At 61.6% G+C, this 17,514-nt stretch carries 18 protein-coding genes, 1 tRNA gene and 1 pseudogene; 9 read left to right on the forward strand and 11 right to left on the reverse strand.

The genetic code is table 11. The features are described from left to right. Positions 1-2,376 (reverse strand): ATP-binding protein (locus AC1DUU_RS08790; protein WP_476783038.1); only part of this gene is annotated, 2,376 nt, incomplete at its 3' end. A 240-nt stretch (positions 2,377-2,616) separates the two neighbouring features. Next, positions 2,617-2,973: a putative quinol monooxygenase gene (locus AC1DUU_RS08795; protein ID WP_476783052.1), complete on the reverse strand. Its 357-nt coding sequence runs from the start codon at positions 2,971-2,973 to the stop codon at positions 2,617-2,619. A 1,237-nt stretch (positions 2,974-4,210) separates the two neighbouring features. Between AC1DUU_RS08795 and AC1DUU_RS08800 the strand changes: the two genes are divergently transcribed. The 3 genes from AC1DUU_RS08800 (at position 4,211) to AC1DUU_RS08810 (ending at position 5,610) form a co-directional block, all read left to right on the forward strand. Beyond that, on the forward strand, positions 4,211-4,438 hold the full coding sequence (locus AC1DUU_RS08800; RefSeq protein WP_476783039.1) for a hypothetical protein: 228 nt from the start codon (positions 4,211-4,213) through the stop codon (positions 4,436-4,438). Positions 4,439-4,692: 254 nt separating this feature from the next. Next, positions 4,693-5,199 carry a hypothetical protein gene (locus AC1DUU_RS08805; protein WP_476783040.1) on the forward strand — a complete coding sequence of 169 codons (507 nt, stop codon included), beginning with the start codon at positions 4,693-4,695 and terminating at the stop codon, positions 5,197-5,199. A 15-nt stretch (positions 5,200-5,214) separates the two neighbouring features. After that, positions 5,215-5,610: an iron chaperone gene (locus tag AC1DUU_RS08810; protein WP_476783041.1), complete on the forward strand. Its 396-nt coding sequence runs from the start codon at positions 5,215-5,217 to the stop codon at positions 5,608-5,610. 24 nt (positions 5,611-5,634) lie between these two features. On the opposite strand, the gene AC1DUU_RS08815 is transcribed toward AC1DUU_RS08810, so the two are convergent. The 3 genes from AC1DUU_RS08815 to AC1DUU_RS08825 form a co-directional block, all read right to left on the reverse strand. Then, complete coding sequence (locus AC1DUU_RS08815) at positions 5,635-5,937, reverse strand: XRE family transcriptional regulator (protein ID WP_476783042.1); 303 nt, start codon at positions 5,935-5,937, stop codon at positions 5,635-5,637. Between the two features lie 150 nt (positions 5,938-6,087). Then, positions 6,088-6,966 carry an MBL fold metallo-hydrolase gene (locus tag AC1DUU_RS08820; RefSeq protein ID WP_476783043.1) on the reverse strand — a complete coding sequence of 293 codons (879 nt, stop codon included), beginning with the start codon at positions 6,964-6,966 and terminating at the stop codon, positions 6,088-6,090. A gap of 3 nt (positions 6,967-6,969) precedes the next feature. Then, on the reverse strand, positions 6,970-8,451 hold the full coding sequence (locus AC1DUU_RS08825; RefSeq protein ID WP_476783044.1) for an aminotransferase class V-fold PLP-dependent enzyme: 1,482 nt from the start codon (positions 8,449-8,451) through the stop codon (positions 6,970-6,972). Positions 8,452-8,561: 110 nt separating this feature from the next. Here AC1DUU_RS08825 and AC1DUU_RS08830 point away from each other — a divergent pair, with 110 nt between their 5' ends. Then, positions 8,562-9,032, forward strand: coding sequence for an Lrp/AsnC family transcriptional regulator (locus AC1DUU_RS08830; RefSeq protein ID WP_476783045.1), 471 nt, complete (start codon positions 8,562-8,564; stop codon positions 9,030-9,032). A 105-nt stretch (positions 9,033-9,137) separates the two neighbouring features. Here AC1DUU_RS08830 and AC1DUU_RS08835 read toward each other — a convergent pair whose 3' ends face one another. From AC1DUU_RS08835 to AC1DUU_RS08850, 4 genes are all read right to left on the reverse strand, one after another. After that, entirely contained in the window at positions 9,138-9,476 is a 339-nt protein-coding gene (locus tag AC1DUU_RS08835) for a hypothetical protein (RefSeq protein ID WP_476783046.1), read from the reverse strand. A 225-nt stretch (positions 9,477-9,701) separates the two neighbouring features. Next, a tRNA-Glu gene (locus AC1DUU_RS08840) sits at positions 9,702-9,776 on the reverse strand. 76 nt (positions 9,777-9,852) lie between these two features. Next, positions 9,853-10,254 (reverse strand): VOC family protein, encoded by a 402-nt coding sequence (locus AC1DUU_RS08845; protein WP_476783053.1) that lies wholly within the window; start codon positions 10,252-10,254, stop codon positions 9,853-9,855. A gap of 19 nt (positions 10,255-10,273) precedes the next feature. Beyond that, a complete protein-coding gene (locus AC1DUU_RS08850; RefSeq protein WP_476783047.1) occupies positions 10,274-10,654 on the reverse strand; it encodes a fimbrial protein in 381 nt (126 codons plus the stop codon). A gap of 24 nt (positions 10,655-10,678) precedes the next feature. Between AC1DUU_RS08850 and AC1DUU_RS08855 the strand changes: the two genes are divergently transcribed. From AC1DUU_RS08855 to AC1DUU_RS08865, 3 genes are all read left to right on the forward strand, one after another. Continuing rightward, positions 10,679-11,707: an RluA family pseudouridine synthase gene (locus AC1DUU_RS08855; RefSeq protein ID WP_476783048.1), complete on the forward strand. Its 1,029-nt coding sequence runs from the start codon at positions 10,679-10,681 to the stop codon at positions 11,705-11,707. Positions 11,708-11,893: 186 nt separating this feature from the next. Continuing rightward, positions 11,894-12,793 carry an RNA polymerase sigma factor RpoH gene (rpoH, locus tag AC1DUU_RS08860; RefSeq protein ID WP_115730533.1) on the forward strand — a complete coding sequence of 300 codons (900 nt, stop codon included), beginning with the start codon at positions 11,894-11,896 and terminating at the stop codon, positions 12,791-12,793. Positions 12,794-13,280: 487 nt separating this feature from the next. Further along, positions 13,281-13,571, forward strand: a complete 291-nt coding sequence (locus AC1DUU_RS08865) for a GIY-YIG nuclease family protein (RefSeq protein ID WP_476783049.1) — start codon at positions 13,281-13,283, stop codon at positions 13,569-13,571. A 445-nt stretch (positions 13,572-14,016) separates the two neighbouring features. Here AC1DUU_RS08865 and AC1DUU_RS08870 read toward each other — a convergent pair whose 3' ends face one another. Both AC1DUU_RS08870 and AC1DUU_RS08875 read right to left on the reverse strand, forming a co-directional pair. After that, complete coding sequence (locus AC1DUU_RS08870; protein WP_476783054.1) at positions 14,017-14,379, reverse strand: cell division protein ZapA; 363 nt, start codon at positions 14,377-14,379, stop codon at positions 14,017-14,019. Positions 14,380-14,386: 7 nt separating this feature from the next. After that, a complete protein-coding gene (locus tag AC1DUU_RS08875; protein WP_476783050.1) occupies positions 14,387-14,659 on the reverse strand; it encodes a DUF4164 domain-containing protein in 273 nt (90 codons plus the stop codon). Between the two features lie 282 nt (positions 14,660-14,941). On the opposite strand from AC1DUU_RS08875, the pseudogene AC1DUU_RS08880 reads away from it, so the two are divergent. Further along, positions 14,942-16,751, forward strand: a pseudogene (locus AC1DUU_RS08880) (transketolase family protein). 23 nt (positions 16,752-16,774) lie between these two features. Continuing rightward, on the forward strand, positions 16,775-17,514 hold a 740-nt coding region (locus tag AC1DUU_RS08885), incomplete at its 3' end, for a type I glyceraldehyde-3-phosphate dehydrogenase (RefSeq protein WP_476783051.1).

Here is a 17,514-nt window from a genome sequence, read left to right on the forward strand (position 1 = left end):
GATCAGCTGGGCATCAATCGCAAGGTCGCGATATCCGGGACCCGACAGCGACTGGTCGACCGAAGTCAGCATGACGATCGGCGTCTCAGCCAAGCCTGGTGTCTGGCGCACCAGCCGCGCCATCTCGGCACCGGTCATGCCCGGCATCTGGTAATCGAGCACGACGCAGTCGACCTTGACCCCCAGCGCGTGCGCAGCGCTCAGCACACGATACCCTTCCGCACCGCTCTCTGCGGCACAGGAATCGAAACCCCACGACAGCATCTGCTCGGTCAGGATCGTGCGGTTGACGGCGTTGTCGTCGACGATCAGCACGCGCGCGCCCGTCACATCGATCAGCGCCGCCGGCCTTGTCTCCAGCCGTCCGGCATTGGGCAACGTCAGCGTGAACCAGAAGGTCGAGCCTGCGCCCTCGCCGCTTTCCACCCCGATCTCGCCGCCCATCATGTCGACGAGCCGCGAGGTGATGGCGAGGCCGAGGCCTGTGCCTTCGTGACGGCGGGTGGAGGACGCATCGACCTGGCTGAACTTTTCGAACACCAGCTTGAGCTTTGCTTCGGGAATGCCGATGCCGGTGTCGGTCACAGCGACATGCAGCTTGGTCCGCTCGCTATCACTGCGGCCCGTCACATCGACCAGCACGTGGCCCGAATCGGTGAACTTCACCGCATTGCCGAGCAAATTGGTGATGATCTGCCTGATGCGTCCGACATCGCCGACATAGAGGTGCCTGAGATCGGGCTGCATGCGCACGATCAACTCCAGGTCCTTTTCCTTGGCGCGCGTGGACATCAATGTGGCTACGTCCTCGATCGCCTCCGAGAGGTTGAACGGGGTCGGATCGAGCACCAGCTGGCCGGCATCGATCTTCGAGAAATCGAGGATGTCGTTGATGATCGTCAACAGCGCATTGCCTGACTTGACAATGATGTCGGTGAAGGTCCTCTGCTTCGGATCGAGATCGGACTTCGCCAGAAGCTCCGCCATGCCGAGCACGCCATTCATCGGCGTGCGGATTTCGTGGCTCATATTGGCAAGGAATTCCGACTTGGCGCGGTCGGCCAACACTGCCCGGCGCTGTGCCTCCTCAAGCTCGGCCTCGCGCTGCTTCAGTTCGGTGATGTTGGTCGTCGAACCGATCAGGTAGAGCGAGCCATCCGACGCCACCATCGCGCCCTTGCGGGCGAACTGATGACGCACGATGCCGTCGGCACATGTGGCCGTCTCTTCGATCTCCACGGTCGTGCCGCGCCGCATGACCTCTCGGTCGGCCTCCATGAATGGCTCGCCTTCGGGGCCGAAGATCTCCAAATCGGTCTTGCCGATCGCTTCCTGCTTGGAATAGCCGGTCAGCTCGCACCAGCCCTGGTTGACATACATTAGTCTGAGATCGTCATGCTTGGCGTAGATAGACACCGGCACATTGTCGATGAGGCTGCGGAAAACCTCGTTTTCGCGCATGCTTTCCTGAAGCGCGCGTTCGCGCAGCTTGAGCTCGGTGATGTCGACACGCACGCCGATGAAAGTACCGTCGGCGAGCCGCTGGTCGAACACCTGATACCAGCGTCCGTCGGGATTGCGCCGCTCCCGCACCGCCTGGCTGGTGTGATAGTGCCCGATCATGCCCTCGACCCAGGCTTCCGGATCGGCATCGTAAAGGGCATCGAGCTCGGCGTCGCCGGTGTCGCGGTAATAACCTGAGCGCTGCGCCACAACCAGGCTGTCGCGCAGCGAGCTGCCTTCGGTCATGACATCGCCGAGCGCTGGCAACGCGTTCTTGAGCTTGCGGTTGGCGAGCACGAAACGGTCGTCGCGGTCGTAGATGACAACGCCCGCCGGCAGCGATTCGAGCACCTCCGCCAAGCGGTGGCGCGCCTCGACGGCTTCGACCTCGCGCTGCTTCATCGCGCTGACGTCGTAGTAGGAAACCAGCCGCTTGCCGCCCGAAAGTGCCGTCACCGAATAGATGATGGTGCAGCCGTCGGCGCGGCGGAACTCGCGCGGCGCAACGTCGCCGGCCAGAATCTCGGCTTCGCGCGAGGCGACATAGCCTTCCCACTCGTCATCGGCGATGGCGTAGACGCCATTGTGGCGGTTGACGTCCATCAGCGTCCTGAACGGGCAGCCGGCGGCGACCTGATCGACGGTGACCTTCCATATCTCGTAGAAAGCCTGGTTAAGGAACAGCACGCTGAGCCCGGCGTCGACCAGCACCACGCCCATATTCATCGAATCGATCGTCCGTTCGAGATCGGCATAAGGCAAATTTACGTCGTCCAAGGCCCGACCGTTGCGAGCCTCGATCGTCACCGCCTGGCCATTGGCCGGCTCGCCGGTCGGATCGTTGACGTCCGACGACCCCAGAATTTTCCGCATCCGTCAGCCCTGCATGCAAGGGCGATGCTGCTCCCCCGCAGACCGCCGCTGCCAACCTTGCCGCAGAAGCATTAACGATTGACTAACCTTAACGCCGCACTTCAGCACGTGCGCAGTTTCAGCTCAGGCCAAGCTGAAAAATAGTGAATTTCGAGAGCCGCAACGGAACGCATTCGAGTGCATCACCGAAGGCGCAAGTGGGTCAGCGCTGCAGGCCGACCGCGCCGAGGCTTACGCCCCCTAGTCGTCGTTGGCGGCATTGAGCTCTTCGGGGCGCATGCCGCCATTGGGGTCCACCAGGCCAAGCGACTTGGCCAGGATCAGCCGGCGCGACTTGAGCAAAGGCGAAAGTGCCGCCTGCACATCCGACATGCGCGGGTTGCGTTCATGCGCTGCAACGGCTGCTTCATCGGCATAAAGCTCGTTGACCATCACCTTGTTGGCGATCGCGCTGCCGTCGCGCTCCACCGGCTTGATCACCTCGAAGCGCAGGCAGCCCGGCTCCTCCTGCAAGGTCGCACGCGCATGTTCCGAGATCAGGTCGAGGAACTGCTCCTCCGCCCCATCCAGTGTCTCGAATTCGACGATGATGGTCATTTCAGCCAAGCGTTCATGCCCTTCTTGCGATCTGTGGCCTGTCGGCCGTCATTCAGCCGCCTCATGCCGGACGGTCCGCGTCAGGCTAAGTCATGCCGGAGTTGTTGGAAAGGCCGGGATAGTCCGGCAGACACCGGCGGGCAGAAGGGTGTGCAGCCCGCCGGGCGTTGCCAAAGACGCGCACTCGATACATTGCGCGTGTCAATGGTGCGGTCGTTTGGTGAACAATTGGTAAAGGCAAGTGACAATCATCACAGCGCAATTCCACTAGGCGTCACCAACACAAGCTCCGCTCCGGTATGCATGAGCGGAGCCGATTTGCGTCAATCAAAGCAACAGTCGTGCTTATAGGGTGTTGACCCAGGAGCATATGCGGGAAGTTCCGGCCAAAGGTGCGGCCAGATTGAGCCGCTGGTTCCCGCCTGTTCCGCCTGAAGTCTGCAATGCGCAATCGTTCTTCACTTGCGCCTGCTGTAGAGGGCTAAGCGACTGCCAATGAGCCCTCATGTCAGCGCCGAAGTTCATAGTACCAGCTACATTGCCAGGATATTGAGCCTCTCCGATCGACTGAGTCGCCCGGTCAGGCGCCCTTTGGATCGAACCTGTTGTCTGTGCCAAAGCCGCAGTGGAAAGACCTATCGACAGAATCAAAGCTGCCATGAGCTTGTGTGACATACTTTCCTCCTTTGAACGTGGCCTCCTTTGGCCGCAAGTGGCGGCAACGTGGCTCAATGTCCCCGCCACGGATCGGTTCCCCCCTTTCATAATTCGTGATCGCGGCGGCAGCGCCCATCGTTCGCCAGGGTGGAACCGCGACACTTGTTTGCGAGTTCAGTTTCAGGCGCAAACGCGCAATCGAGTGTGGTCTTTTCCTTTCAGCCACGCTCCGGAAAGGCCCGCCGCAGCCCCTCGCAGCGGGCTTTTTCGCCGAACTTGGTTGGGCCGCCTCGCAACTCCGATACAACCCAGGGTGACTCGACATGACGTGGGTTGTAGAGCAAAATTTCCGCCCTGAAATGAACCACGCCAGCATGCAATCTTTGCCTCGAGGAGGCATGTCGATGCTATCGCCTGCGCCAGGTACTTCTAATGATGCTGAACTCTATCCCCATTCTATGTCGGCAGGCATAGTCAGGGTTTAAGCATCCACTTCGGTCAGCTTGGCTGACCACGACAACCAGCAGGCAAAAACTCAGCAGCAAGATGTCAAAAGACAAGCCCCATATGGGAGAAGACTATGGAGCACGTACTTTTCACCCAGCCGAACTCCCCGATTTATCCCAAGGATCTCGCGCTTCTTCAGCGCGTGTTTGACCAGATTTGCCTCGAACGCGGCGAAGACCCCAGCTCGGTGTGGGCAAGCGAAATAGCGAGGACTCTTCTCAAGCTCTACCGTGGCGGCGTGCGCGACAAGGATCTGCTGCTGGCCAGCATACCGCGGCTTCGGACGAGAAACGCCGCCTGAACTTCAGGCTGCCAGAACTTCACGCAAAATGCGGTGGCACATCGACACCCGAAAGCGCGGCGCTTTCGGGTGTGTATGATGTATTTCACATGGATTCCCCCTGATATTCGAGCGCCTCTGACGCCCGGATGGGGTGTTTTCGCCTAAATCCTCGACTTTTTCTGCGATCTGGCATGCGGATTTTCATCCGCCCATTGATCCTGCGCTGTTGAGCGACGACAATGTCACCCGGCAGGTCGATCCAATCCGGGCATATGACGCAACGTCTCGCTACGCTGGTTGCCACGATAATCGTCATCCTCGCCGCGTCATCGGCGGCCCGGGGCGAAGCGACTCATGGCCGTCAGATGCTCACCGATCCGCATCAGCACGGCATGGCGGCGCTCTATGCACCTTGGCCCGCTATTGCCGCCAATTACGCCACCGCGATGATGCGCTATCGCAACGCTGCGGAGTATGAGGGCTTGCCGCAACAGGTCTATCCCTTCATCCTGTTTGCACGCCCCCCACTTGGCGGACCCTGGACCTGGACGGCGGCGAACGGCTCGCATGTCCGCCGTCTGCGCGACGGCGCCTTGCGGATCAGCATGACCAACCAGCTCGGCAACTGGTTCGTCGACATCTTGTGCACGGACACCGGCTGGCCGGTGTTTTCGTGTGATGACGGCATCGAACGCGTCGCCGCCGCGCCCGCTCCTCAACTCTTCATCATCGACGGCGTCGAGTTTTCACGGGCTCTGCCGGCGGCGACAAATCCCTGAGCTTTAGAGGACGCCATGGCTAAGTCCGACTTCAGTTCCGTCGATGAATACATCGCGGCCCAACCGGAAACCTCGCGGGACACGCTGGAAAAAGTCCGCGCCATCATCCGCGACGTCCTGCCAGGCGCCGAGGAAGTCATCTCCTACCAGATCCCTGCCTACAAGCTGGATGGGGCCCAGGTGATCTATTTCTCCGGCTGGAAAGAGCACTATTCGCTCCACCCCGCCTCCGCTCATCTCGTCGCAACGCTCAAGGACGAGATCATGCCCTATGTCGCCGGCAAGGGCACGCTGCGGTTTCCGCTCGCCGAACCCGTGCCGGTGAAACTGATCGAACGCGTCACCAGGCTCCGCGCCGAGGAAGTTGCCGAAGAGCAAAAGGCAAAAGCAGCCAAAGCGAAGCGCCGCTGATTACTGGCGGCGCGCTCGCTGCTGTCAGGGAACGTCGTCGCTCGCCACAGGGCCACCTTCGCCTTCCAGCGTCGACAGGCGCCGGGTCACCGAACGGCTGAACTTGAGCCGGACGCCAGCGCCGTTGGCGCCTTCCTCCGGAATGAACACAGCTCCGAGCCGCTCCAGCGCCGATTGGAGCGCAAGGATTGTATCGTCGGCGGGTATCGAGATCTGTCTTTCGAACGCCTCGATGACCAGCTCGTCCACATTCGACGCCGTCGCCAGTTTCGCCCGCGTGATTTCAACAATCGCGCGCGCAGCCTTGCAGATCGGTCCGGTCATCATGAGCAGCATCTCCAAATCCAACCCGCCGGCGCGAAAGGCAAAGGCCTTGCGGCAACGCGGGAATGAGTCCGGCGAAGCTACGAGAGGGGGATCACCGGTTCAAGGGCAGGCCCCGGCGATGGACGATCTGTCGCCATCGCCACCGCAAGCCTAACCCCAGGCAGCTCCGTTGAGCGCATCGAGCGGGAATTTCAAATAGCGCTTGCCGTTGGCTTCCGGTTCGGGAAGCCTGCCGCCATTGATGTTGATCTGCAACGCATGCAGGATCAGCTTGGGCATCGGCAAGGTGCTGTCGCGCTCGTTGCGGAACGCTACGAAGTCTTCTTCGCGTTCATAACGCGTCAGGTGGATGTTCTGGTTTTTCTGGGCGGCAACCGTGCTCTCCCAGCGCGGCTCGCGGCCACCCGGCTGGTAGTCATGGCCGACGAAAATGCGCGTGTCGTCCGGCAGCGCCACAATGTCCTGGATCGTCGCCCACAACGCATTGGCGCTGCCGCCGGGGAAATCCGTGCGCGCCGTGCCGCTGTCCGGCATGAAGACGGTATCGTGCACGAAGGCTGCGTCACCCACGACATAAGTCACCGAAGCCAGCGTATGGCCGGGCGAAAACATCACGCCTGCCTTGATGCCCCCGATCTCAAACGTATCGCCCTTGTCGAACAGCCGATCCCATTGCGAGCCGTCGGTGCGCAGGCTCGGCCAGTTGTAGATGCCGGCCCAAAGCTTCTGCACATCGACGATGCGCGCTCCGATCGCCGTCGGCGCGCCGGTCTTGGCCTTCAGATAAGAAGCGGCCGAGAAATGGTCGGCATGCGGGTGCGTGTCGAGAATCCACTGCACTTCGAGGTCCTGCGCACGAACGAAATCGAGCAGCCGGTCGGCATTGGTCGTCGCCGTCGCACCCGACTTCTCGTCGAAATCGAGAACCGGATCGATGATTGCGCATTGCCTGGTTCGCGGGTCGGAAACGACATATTGCACCGACCAGGTGCGCGGATCGAAGAAGGCGGCGATATCGGGTCTTGCCATCTCTCAAGCCTCCGCCATTTCGACATTGCGCGGGTAAAAGATCGCGCGACTGGCATCAAAATCATAGCGTGATTGGTATTGCATCGCGTCCCCTGCCAGCTGCCTCACCGCATCGAGGATGAACTGCACTTTCTCTTCCGGCAACAGCACGCTGAAATTGAGCCTGATGAATCCAGGCTTGCTGATCTCGTCGCCGGCAAGGATCGCTTCGCGCATGCGCTGCGATTCCGCTTCGCCGATCGACAAGAGCCGATGCACATAAGGTCCGGCACAAGCGCAGCCGCCGCGCGCCTGGATGCCGAAGCGATCGCTCAGCATGCGGGTGACGAGCTGCTGGTGGACATAGCCGCCCCTGCCGTCCTTCACGCGGAACGAAAAGATCGGCAGCCTTTGCGGCGACAGCGCGCCGAGCAATTCGATGTTTTCAACTCCCTCCCATGCGGCCATGGCGCACTGGGTCAATTCGGCATTGCGGGCCTGCATCGCGTCCGCGCCGAGCGCTTCCTTGACCAGGAAGGCAAGGGCGGCACGAATGTCGCCCACCACGTTGGGGGTACCCGCTTCCTCCCGAGCCTCCAGGCTGGTGCTGTAGTCGTGACTGGTCGGCGACACGAACTTGACGGTGCCGCCGCCGGGCCAGGACGGCTTGTCCGTCACGACCGCGTCGCGGCGCACGATCAGCACGCCCGAGGCACCCGGGCCGCCCAAAAACTTGTGCGGCGAGATCACCACCGCGTCGATGTCGGCGTCACTTTCGGGCGACATGGCGATCGGCATGTAGGGCCCGGCACCGGCATAGTCCCAGACCATTTTCGCGCCCGCCGCCTTCACTAGCCTGGTGACTGCAGCGACATCGGTGATGATTCCGGTGACATTGGAGGCGGCCGAGAACGCACAGACGGTAAGGTCGGCGCCCCTTTGCAGCACGTCATCCAGTGCGGTGCGATCGGGCCCGCCGTTGGCACATTCCGCGATCTCGATGACTTCTGCCCCGCTTTCGCGCCAGGGCAGGATGTTCGAATGATGCTCGTAGGGGCCGATGACGACGCGGACGCGCTTGCCAGCAGCGACAGCATCAGTCACGCCCAGAAGCTTGACCAGCCGGTTGATGCCGGCCGTAGCACCCGAGCCGGCAAAGATGACGGCGTGCTTGTCGCTCGCGCCGCAGCAATCGGCAATCGCCGCCCGCGCCTCGCGGCGCAGGCGGGTCATCATGCCGCCGCAATAGGACGCCTCGGTATGGCTGTTGGCGTAGTAAGGGAGAACCTCCTCGAGAACGAAGCGCTCGATCTGCATTAGCGCTCGCCCCGAAGCGACATAATCCGCATAGACCATGGCCTTGGGACCGAACGGACCGTCGACTTTCGCGCCCTTGCCGACGAGGCCTTCGCGCAGCTGTGAAACCACATCGCCGGCCGCCAGGCCTTGCCTGAATTTCTGCAGCAGGCCAGTGCCGCCAGACTTGTCGGAGCACACGGTTTCCATCGAATCTCTCCCGGGAAGGTACCAGGGCGCGATTCTAATCGGATATCACCGTTGAAACTTCATCGTTTTCTCGCGACTTTTCGGTCAATTTGGGTCATATGATCGCCGGGATGGAAAAGATCGACGAAATTGACCTCAAGATCCTGTCGTGCCTGCAAAAGGACGGCGCGATTTCGCAGCGCGATCTGGCCGAGCGTGTCGGGCTTTCGCAGAACGCCTGCTGGCGCCGCCTGCAGCGGCTCAACACAAGCGGCTTGATCCGTGGAACGCACGCTGACATCGATCTGTCGGCGCTCGGCTACGATCTGACGGTGTTCGTCATGATCCGCACCCGCCATCATTCCAAGGAATGGGCCGACAATTTCCGCAAGCATGTCGAGCGCCTGCCCGAGGTGATCGACTTCTACCGCATCGGCGGCGACTGGGATTACCTGATCAAGGTGGTGACCAAGGGCATGTCAGGCTACGACGCCTTTTACCAGAAGCTCATCACCAATTTCGACCTGGCGACGGTAACCGGCTTCTTTTCCATGGAAGCCATCATCGACGGCCGTGCCGCGGATCTGAACCGCTTGCGATGAATCCGGCTGCAAGACACGCTGTCAGCCTGGGGAGCCGCATGGCCGCCGCCGCGCGGGTGAGGCCAAAAGCTGGTCGCGTTCTAAATGTTCCCCGAGACCCAACCCTTACGCGTCAGGATTGATTTGCAGGCTTTTCGGAAGGGGCAGACTTGAGCATCGCATATGCATATCGCGGGCGAGTAGCTTTCGTTTCTTTTCTTGATGCTCTTTTCCAGCCAGCGCGATACCAAGCCCATACGGGCCAAGCAACAGACTGGCCGGTATGCTCAATGTCTTCTTTTCTCCAGCCTCGTAGTTCAATGCCGCCGCGCGGATTTGTTCGCACTCCGGCGACCGCCATTTTGCATCTTGGGTCGAGAGTGTGGCTGCATACTCGGCGGGCAGCGTCGTACAGCCAGCAACTGCGAGCATGGCCATAGCGGCCAGGAGCCCTACCTTCTTCATCCCCAAGCCCCTCAATATCGCCTCGCGTCATTCCGCCGTTCTTCCACGACGGCATACCTATTAGCATTGCCTACCGCCATAGCCACATCCCCTGGGGCCCGGCGGCGATTGAATGCGGGGCTTGGAAAAGCGTCAAGCCGCGAGTCTAGCGATCCGCCAGGCAGCGTACAGAACGACCGTTATTTGATGGATTTTGCAGCGGCTCAGCCAAGCGCTTGATTTGGTTGGTACGCCCAAGGGGAATCGAACCCCTGTTCCCGCCGTGAGAGGGCGGTGTCCTGACCGCTAGACGATGGGCGCAGCCGAGATCGGCGATATAGGCTGGCGTTTTCGAAAAAGCAACAGCCTCGGCCGCGATATTATTGCAATGCGCCAATTACTTCTTGGGTTCGAGCAGATCCCACAGATTACCGCAGAGATCGGCGAATACGGCGACCGTGCCATAGGCCTCGTGGCGCGGCGCTTCGCGGAATTCGACGCCCTTTTCAAGCATCAGCGCATGGTCGCGGGCAAAATCGTTGGTCTCAAGGAACAGAAAAACGCGGCCCCCGGTCTGGTTGCCGATGCTTGCCGCCTGCGCCACCCCGTCCGCCTTGGCCAGCAGCAGCCTCGCACCTTGCCCACCGCCCGGCTCGACCGTCACCCAGCGCTTGCCGCCGCCGAGATCGACGTCTTGGTCAAGCACGAAGCCGAGCTTTTCGACATACCAGGCGATCGCCTGGTCGTAGTCGGCGACGACAACCGAAACCGTGGCGACCTTGCGCCCCGAGGCAGGCAACTCGCTCACTGTGCCCCGCTCACTGCGCTTTGACCGCGAACTGGCCGATCAGCCGACGCTGGGCGATGTCGTAGACATAGATCGTGTGGCTGCCGTCGGCGAGTTCCGCGTCGATCGAGATGCGGTTGCCGGAGAGCGACTGCGACACGATCTTTGCGCCTGCGGGCAAAACGATATCGCCGCTCAGCTGGCTACCCGCGGCCACGGGAATTTCACCGCCCACAATCGCGGCAGCAGGCTCAGCCGTTCGCGATTTGTAGACAATGCCGCCAATGACAGCCATAAGGGCGACCAACAACAGCCCTAAATTGATGATGAAGAAGCGGACGAGTTTCCTGCGGACGCGCTCAACCGACGGGTCGAGCGGCTTGTCTTCTTCTTCAATAGCGGGCCGAGACATGGCAAAACTTCCGGAACAATTGTGATGAGCGCATCAGATAGCGAAGCGACAGGCACTTTGATAGTGCTCGAGGCCGACTCCGATGCCGCAGGTCTGCGGCTCGATCAGTGGCTGGCCGGTCGCCTTGCACCCGATCTGTCGCGCAGCCGGGTCCAGGCGCTGATCAAGCAGGGCGCGGTGCGCGTTTCCGGCAATGTCGTCAACGAAGCCAAGCGTAAGCTGGTTTCGGGCGAAAAGATCGCCATCGATATGCCGGAGCCCGAACCGGCTGCACCCGAGGGCGAGGCGATCGCGCTCGACATCCTCTATGAAGACGACGAGCTGATCGTCATCAACAAGCCGGCCGGCCTCGTCGTCCACCCAGGTGCCGGCAATTGGACCGGCACGCTGGTCAACGCGCTGATCCACCATTGCGGCGACAGCCTCTCAGGCATCGGCGGGGTCAAGCGGCCCGGCATCGTCCATCGACTCGACAAGGAAACGTCAGGCGTCATGGTCGTGGCCAAGACCGACCGCGCCCACAAATCGCTGTCCGAGGCCTTCGCCGACCATGGCCGCACCGGCGACCTCGAACGCGCCTATCATGCACTCGTCTGGGGCTTCCCCCAGCGCATGACCGGCACCATCGACGCTCCGCTCGGCCGCCATTCAGACCGCGTCCGCCGCGCCGTGGTGCCTGAGCACCGCGACGACGCCCGCCACGCCATCACCCACTTCACCGTGCTGGAGCGTTTTGGTTCGGAGCAGGCGGAGTTCGCCACCGCCAGCCTGGTCGAATGCCGGCTGGAAACCGGCCGCACCCACCAGATCCGCGTCCACATGGCCCATATCGGCCATCCCGTCCTGGGCGACCCCGACTACGGCCAGGCCTTCCGCACCAAGTCGAACCGGCTGCCTGAGCCGCTGAAATCAGCCGTGAAGGCGTTTCCGCGCCAGGCATTGCACGCCAGGCTACTTGCATTTCGCCACCCTACTTCCCATTTGATCATGCGGTTCGAGGCTCCCTTGCCTCGCGACATGGGGGAATTGGTCGACGGCTTTCGGAATCTCTGAATCGTCGATCAGAAAACCTGACTCGTATTGTTCACTTAGGCGTGACACTCTGTTTCGCGTTGAACAAATCGTGTCTTTTCCGGTTTTGTTCCTGTATAAAACCCATGGCGCGACAGTGCATTCGGCAGCCGCGCCACATGCTCGCCAGGATCAGGGAGCATTTCTCGTGAAGAGGGAGGGCGCTTTATGGCCCAGTCACTACCTAGTATCGTCTCCGGCGAAGGCGGCCTCAGCCGCTACCTGGAAGAAATCCGCCGCTTTCCGATGCTCCAGCCGCAGGAAGAGTACATGCTCGCCAAGCGGTACAACGAGCATGAGGACACCTCGGCTGCCCACAAGCTGGTCACCAGCCATCTGCGTCTCGTGGCCAAGATCGCCATGGGCTACCGTGGTTATGGCCTGCCCATCGGCGAGGTGATCTCGGAAGGCAATGTCGGCCTGATGCAGGCCGTCAAGAAATTCGAGCCAGAGCGTGGCTTCCGTCTCGCCACCTATGCCATGTGGTGGATCAAGGCCTCGATCCAGGAGTACATCCTGCGGTCGTGGTCGCTCGTCAAGATGGGCACAACCGCCAATCAGAAGCGGCTGTTCTTCAACCTGCGCAAGGTCAAGGGCAAGATCCAGGCGCTCGACGATGGCGATCTGAAGCCCGAGCACATCACCGAGATCGCAACCCGTCTCAATGTCTCCGAGGCCGAGGTGGTGTCGATGAACCGCCGCCTGTCGGGCGACGCTTCGCTGAACGCGCCAATCCGCGCCAGCGAAGGCGAGTCGGGCGAGTGGCAGGACTGGCTTGTCGACGACCATGACAGCCAGGAAACCATGCTCATCGAGCAGGACGAGCTCGACAACCGCCGCGGCATGCTGGCGAGCGCCATGTCGGTGCTCAACGACCGCGAAAAGCGCATCTTCGAGGCGCGCCGTCTTTCCGACGAGCCGCTGACGCTGGAAGAGCTTTCGGCCGAGTTCGACATCTCCCGCGAACGCGTCCGCCAGATCGAGGTCCGTGCTTTCGAAAAGGTCCAGGACGCGGTCAAGGCCGCCGCCAAGAAGCAGGCCCAGGCGCTCCGCACCATCGACGCCTGAGCTTTTGGCGCGGGGGCTCCCGCTCCGATGCAACCGCAAACAAAAACGCGCTGGTTTTGCCGGCGCGTTTTTTCGTTTGATCGCAGCACGCGCATCCTTCTATCCACGCCAAACCGGCACCGTCATCGAGCACGACGATCCTCGTGACCTTTCGAGGCTTCGCCGCTTCAGGCACGAGGATGACGGAGATGGGGACGGCATCACCAAAGGACCAGGCCAGAGAAAAGCCCGGCGAGAGAATAGTCTTCAATCAGCCACGCCGAAGATTGGCGAAGCCCCCGGTTTCCGTCATCCTCGGGTCGGAGCGCGAGCGCAGCGAGTGGCGGAGATCCCGGGGACCCATGCCGTGACAGCCGTGCTATCGATGACGGCCCCATCTCTGTCATCCTCGTGCCTGAAGCGGCGCTGCCTAAGTATAACCGCAAATTTGATGGCGATGGATTAGGGTAATGCTTGCGATGTACTGGCGGTTAGCTAAACTCCAGACATGGCTCGCAAGGGTTATGTCTATGTTCTGGCGTCACAGAAAAACGGAACGCTCTACACCGGCGTGACGTCTGACCTTGCTGGACGTCTGCTGCAGCATCAGACCGGTACGGGCTCGAAATTTGCGGCGCGTTATGGCGCGGTGCGTCTGGTTTGGTTCGATGAGTATGATTTGGTGGTCGATGCGATCGCGCGGGAGAAGGTTATCAAGAAGTGGCCGCGACAATGGAAGATCAATCTGATCGAGGAGCGAAATCCTAACTGGAACGACATTTCGTGGCACCTGCTTTAGCTGCGAGGGCTGGACCAAGGTAATCTGGCGCCGTCATCGATAGCACTATCGTCGCGGYATGGATCCCCGGGATCTCCGCCACTCGCTACGCTCGCGCTCCGACCCGAGGATGACGGTCGCGGGAGTTGGCACGCCAATCGGCACAGCCTGCAGCCAGAGCCAGCGACATCATTCAGACGCATCGAACATTAAGGCAGGGCGCTATAGCCAAAAGCGTCCTCGGTTCCCGTCATCCTCGGGTCGGAGCGCGAGCGTAGCGAGTGGCGGAGATCCCGGGGATCCATGCCGCGACGGTCGTGATATCTGTGAGGGAACCAGATTGCCGCAGCAGGCATGCGTCAGCCGCCGGAGCTACCGAATCTAAATCAGGGACCGCTCTGGCAAAGGCTGATCAGGACAACGGCAACCGTTCTGGCGGCCGCCAACGCTACAGAATCGGCCGTCCCTAAACCTTCTTCGCCAAGCTCATCGCCAGATGTTCCATGCGCTCGGCCAGCGAGCCCAGCGCGCCGGTCAGTGCGGCGTCGTTCTTGTCGGCCTTGGTGAGCGCATCGTCGCGCGTCTTGCGCAGCGTCAGCACTTCGCTCTCCATGCCCTTGACGCGCTTCTGCAGCTCCGACAACTCGTCCATCACCATGATGCCGGCCATGACCGTCAACCGCTGGTCGCCGATCTCGCCGAATGAATCCTTGAGATGCAGCACATAGCGGTCGAAGCGGCTGGCGAGATCGATGAGGTGCTCTTCCTGCCCCTCGTCGCAGGCCATGCGGTACTGTTTGCCGTCGATGGTAACAGTGACTTGCGCCATCTCCATCCTACCTGTCCAGCACGGCGCGGATCGTCTCCATGGCGGTCACGAGCCGTCGCGAGACTTCCTTGTTGGCTTCTTCCAGCCGTTCGGCGCGGGCTTCGGAATTGTCGAGCTCCTGCGCAAGGCGGGCGCGGTCGGCATTCATGCGCTGGACCTCGGCTTCTGCTTCGCCGTAATCCTGTTCATGCTCCAGCCGCACGGCGACAGCGCCTTCCAGCGTATCGATCGCCTTGCCTAGCCGGCCAATGACTTCCCTGAGTGTCGTATCCCCGGTCATGGCTCCCGTAGACCCTCGCCCATCACCGAATCGCGCACGTTTCAGAACGCGTTATGTCTGAAACATTAGGCACCGGTTGAACGAGGCGTCAACAAAGCTGTTTCGCCTTTCCCCTGTTAAGCGCATCACTCCGGATATCCGAAACCGGCATAGGCGTGACTTGGCGCCGCAAGGAGGGTGTGAAAACGCACCGATTTATTGACTCAAGCCCTATGCCTGCTATGTGTCGCGCACTTTTCCGGGGTGTCGCCGCCCCGCTTTCCACGGCTTATGGGAGGGACGATGTCCTCGCGCGAAAAACACGACCGGATGGCCAATGCGATCCGCTTTCTGTCCATTGATGCCGTGGAGAAGGCCAATTCCGGCCATCCCGGCCTGCCGATGGGCGCGGCCGACGTCGCAACCGTGCTCTACACCCGCTTCCTCAAGCATGATCCGGCCAATCCGCATTGGCACGACCGCGACCGCTTCGTGCTGTCAGCCGGCCACGGCTCGATGCTGCTGTACTCGCTGCTCTATCTCTCGGGCTACGAAGACATCCGACCACTACACCTACGTGCTCGCCGGCGACGGTTGCCTGATGGAAGGCATCTCGCAGGAAGCGCTGTCTTTTGCCGGTCACCTCAAGCTCAACAAGCTGATCGTCTTCTGGGACCACAACAACATCTCCATCGACGGCCCGATCTCGCTCGCCGACTCGACCGACCAACTCGCTCGCTTCGCCGCATCAGGCTGGAACACCATCGCCATCGACGGCCATGACCCCGAGGCGATCGCTGGTGCCATCGAGGCTGCCAAGCGTTCCGACCGCCCGACCCTGATCGCCGCCAAGACCACCATCGGTTTTGGTTCGCCCAACAAGGCCGGCACCAACAAGGTCCACGGCTCGGCACTGGGTGCCGCCGAAGTCGAAGCCACCCGCAAGGCGCTTGGCTGGGATTATCCCGCTTTCGAAATCCCCTCCGACATCCTCGACGCATGGCGCCTCGCCGGCCTCAACGCGGCCAAGAAGCGCAACGACTGGGAAAAGCGTCTCGCCGAGACCGAAACCGAGGTTCGCGCCGAGTTCGAGCGCCGCATGCGCGGCGACCTGCCGGCCAATTTCGACGCCACCATCGCCGACTACAAAAAGAAGCTCRCCGCCGACAAGCCGAAGGTCGCCACCCGCAAGTCGTCGGAAATGGCCCTTGAGGTCATCAACGGCGTCGTGCCCGAGACCATTGGCGGTTCGGCCGATCTCACCGGCTCCAACAATACCAAGACCAGCCAGACCAAGAACATCGCGCCCGGCGACTATGGCCAGCGCTTCGTTCACTACGGCATCCGCGAGCACGGCATGGCGGCTGCCATGAACGGCATGGCGCTGCATGGCGGCGTCATCCCCTACTCCGGCACCTTCCTGTGCTTCTCCGACTATGCCCGCCCGGCGATGCGCCTGGCATCCCTGATGGACATTCGCGTCGGCTTCGTCATGACCCACGATTCGATCGGTCTCGGCGAAGACGGCCCGACCCACCAGCCGGTCGAGCACCTCGCGGCCCTGCGCGCCATCCCCAACCACATCGTCTTCCGCCCGGCCGACGCCATGGAAGCCGCCGAGTGCTGGCAGCTGACGCTCGAAAACCGCAAGACGCCTTCGACGCTGGCGCTCACCCGCCAGAACCTGCCGGCCGTACGCACCGAATACGTCGAGGAAAACCTCTGCGGCTATGGCGCCTACGAACTGGCCACCGCTGATGGCGATGCCGAAGTCACCATCTTCGCCACCGGCTCCGAGGTCGAGATCGCGCTCGCTGCACGCAAGCTGCTGCAGGACGCCGGTCATCCCACCCGCGTCGTTTCGGTGCCGGCTTTCGAACTGTTCGAAAAGCAGAGCCCCGAATACCGCAAGGCGATGATCGGCAACGCCAAGGTCAAGGTCGCCATCGAAGCCGGCATCCGCATGGGCTGGGACAGCTTCATCGGCACCGACGGCATCTTCATCGGCATGCATGGCTTCGGCGCCAGCGGTCAGATCGAAGATCTCTACAAGCATTTCGGCATCACCGCCGAGGCGGCCGCCCAGGCTGCCCAGGCTCGGCTTCAGGCTTAAGACGTTCCCCAGGAGGATCAGACATGACCGTTAGAGTTGCCATCAATGGTTTCGGCCGCATCGGCCGCAACATCGTGCGTGCCATCTATGAGTCGGGCCGCAAAGACATCGACGTCGTCGCCGTCAACGATCTCGGCCCGGTCGAGACCAACGCCCATCTGCTGCGCTACGACAGCGTGCATGGCCGCTTCCCGCACGAAGTGAGGGTCGAAGGCGATTCCATCAACATCGGCACCGACAAGTTCAAGGTCACCGCGATCAAGGATCCGTCGCAGCTGCCGTGGAAGGAACTCGGCGTCGACATCGCGCTCGAATGCACCGGCATCTTCACCTCCAAGGACAAGGCTTCGGCGCATCTGACCGCTGGCGCCAAGCGCGTCATCGTCTCGGCTCCCGCCGACGGCGCCGACCTGACGGTGGTCTACGGCGTCAACCACGACCAGATCACCAAGGACCACATCGTCATTTCGAATGCGTCCTGCACCACCAACTGCCTGGCACCGGTCGCCATGGTCCTCAACAATGCCTTCGGCATTGAAAAGGGCTTCATGACCACGATCCATGCCTACACCGGCGACCAGCCGACCCTCGACACCATGCACAAGGACCTCTACCGCGCCCGTGCAGCAGCAATGTCGATGATCCCGACCTCGACCGGCGCTGCCAAGGCCGTCGGCCTGGTGCTGCCGGAACTCAAGGGCAAGCTCGACGGCGTGTCGATCCGCGTGCCGACCCCCAACGTCTCGTGCATCGACTTCAAGTT

It is taken from the genome of Aminobacter sp. P4_H6_2 (assembly GCF_056400805.1).

Bases quoted from the DNA above. Each gene is read 5' to 3' on its own strand.
- AC1DUU_RS08835 (WP_476783046.1), bottom strand. From the start codon at position 9,476: ATGAAGAAGGTAGGGCTCCTGGCCGCTATGGCCATGCTCGCAGTTGCT.
- AC1DUU_RS08870 (WP_476783054.1), bottom strand. From the start codon at position 14,379: ATGGCGCAAGTCACTGTTACCATCGACGGCAAACAGTACCGCATGGCC.
- AC1DUU_RS08795 (WP_476783052.1), bottom strand. From the start codon at position 2,973: ATGACCATCATCGTCGAATTCGAGACACTGGATGGGGCGGAGGAGCAG.
- AC1DUU_RS08810 (WP_476783041.1), top strand. From the start codon at position 5,215: ATGGCTAAGTCCGACTTCAGTTCCGTCGATGAATACATCGCGGCCCAA.
- AC1DUU_RS08865 (WP_476783049.1), top strand. From the start codon at position 13,281: ATGGCTCGCAAGGGTTATGTCTATGTTCTGGCGTCACAGAAAAACGGA.
- AC1DUU_RS08855 (WP_476783048.1), top strand. From the start codon at position 10,679: ATGAGCGCATCAGATAGCGAAGCGACAGGCACTTTGATAGTGCTCGAG.
- AC1DUU_RS08800 (WP_476783039.1), top strand. From the start codon at position 4,211: ATGGAGCACGTACTTTTCACCCAGCCGAACTCCCCGATTTATCCCAAG.
- AC1DUU_RS08875 (WP_476783050.1), bottom strand. From the start codon at position 14,659: ATGACCGGGGATACGACACTCAGGGAAGTCATTGGCCGGCTAGGCAAG.
- AC1DUU_RS08815 (WP_476783042.1), bottom strand. From the start codon at position 5,937: ATGATGACCGGACCGATCTGCAAGGCTGCGCGCGCGATTGTTGAAATC.
- AC1DUU_RS08805 (WP_476783040.1), top strand. From the start codon at position 4,693: ATGACGCAACGTCTCGCTACGCTGGTTGCCACGATAATCGTCATCCTC.
- AC1DUU_RS08830 (WP_476783045.1), top strand. From the start codon at position 8,562: ATGGAAAAGATCGACGAAATTGACCTCAAGATCCTGTCGTGCCTGCAA.
- rpoH (WP_115730533.1), top strand. From the start codon at position 11,894: ATGGCCCAGTCACTACCTAGTATCGTCTCCGGCGAAGGCGGCCTCAGC.
- AC1DUU_RS08820 (WP_476783043.1), bottom strand. From the start codon at position 6,966: ATGGCAAGACCCGATATCGCCGCCTTCTTCGATCCGCGCACCTGGTCG.
- AC1DUU_RS08825 (WP_476783044.1), bottom strand. From the start codon at position 8,451: ATGGAAACCGTGTGCTCCGACAAGTCTGGCGGCACTGGCCTGCTGCAG.
- AC1DUU_RS08850 (WP_476783047.1), bottom strand. From the start codon at position 10,654: ATGTCTCGGCCCGCTATTGAAGAAGAAGACAAGCCGCTCGACCCGTCG.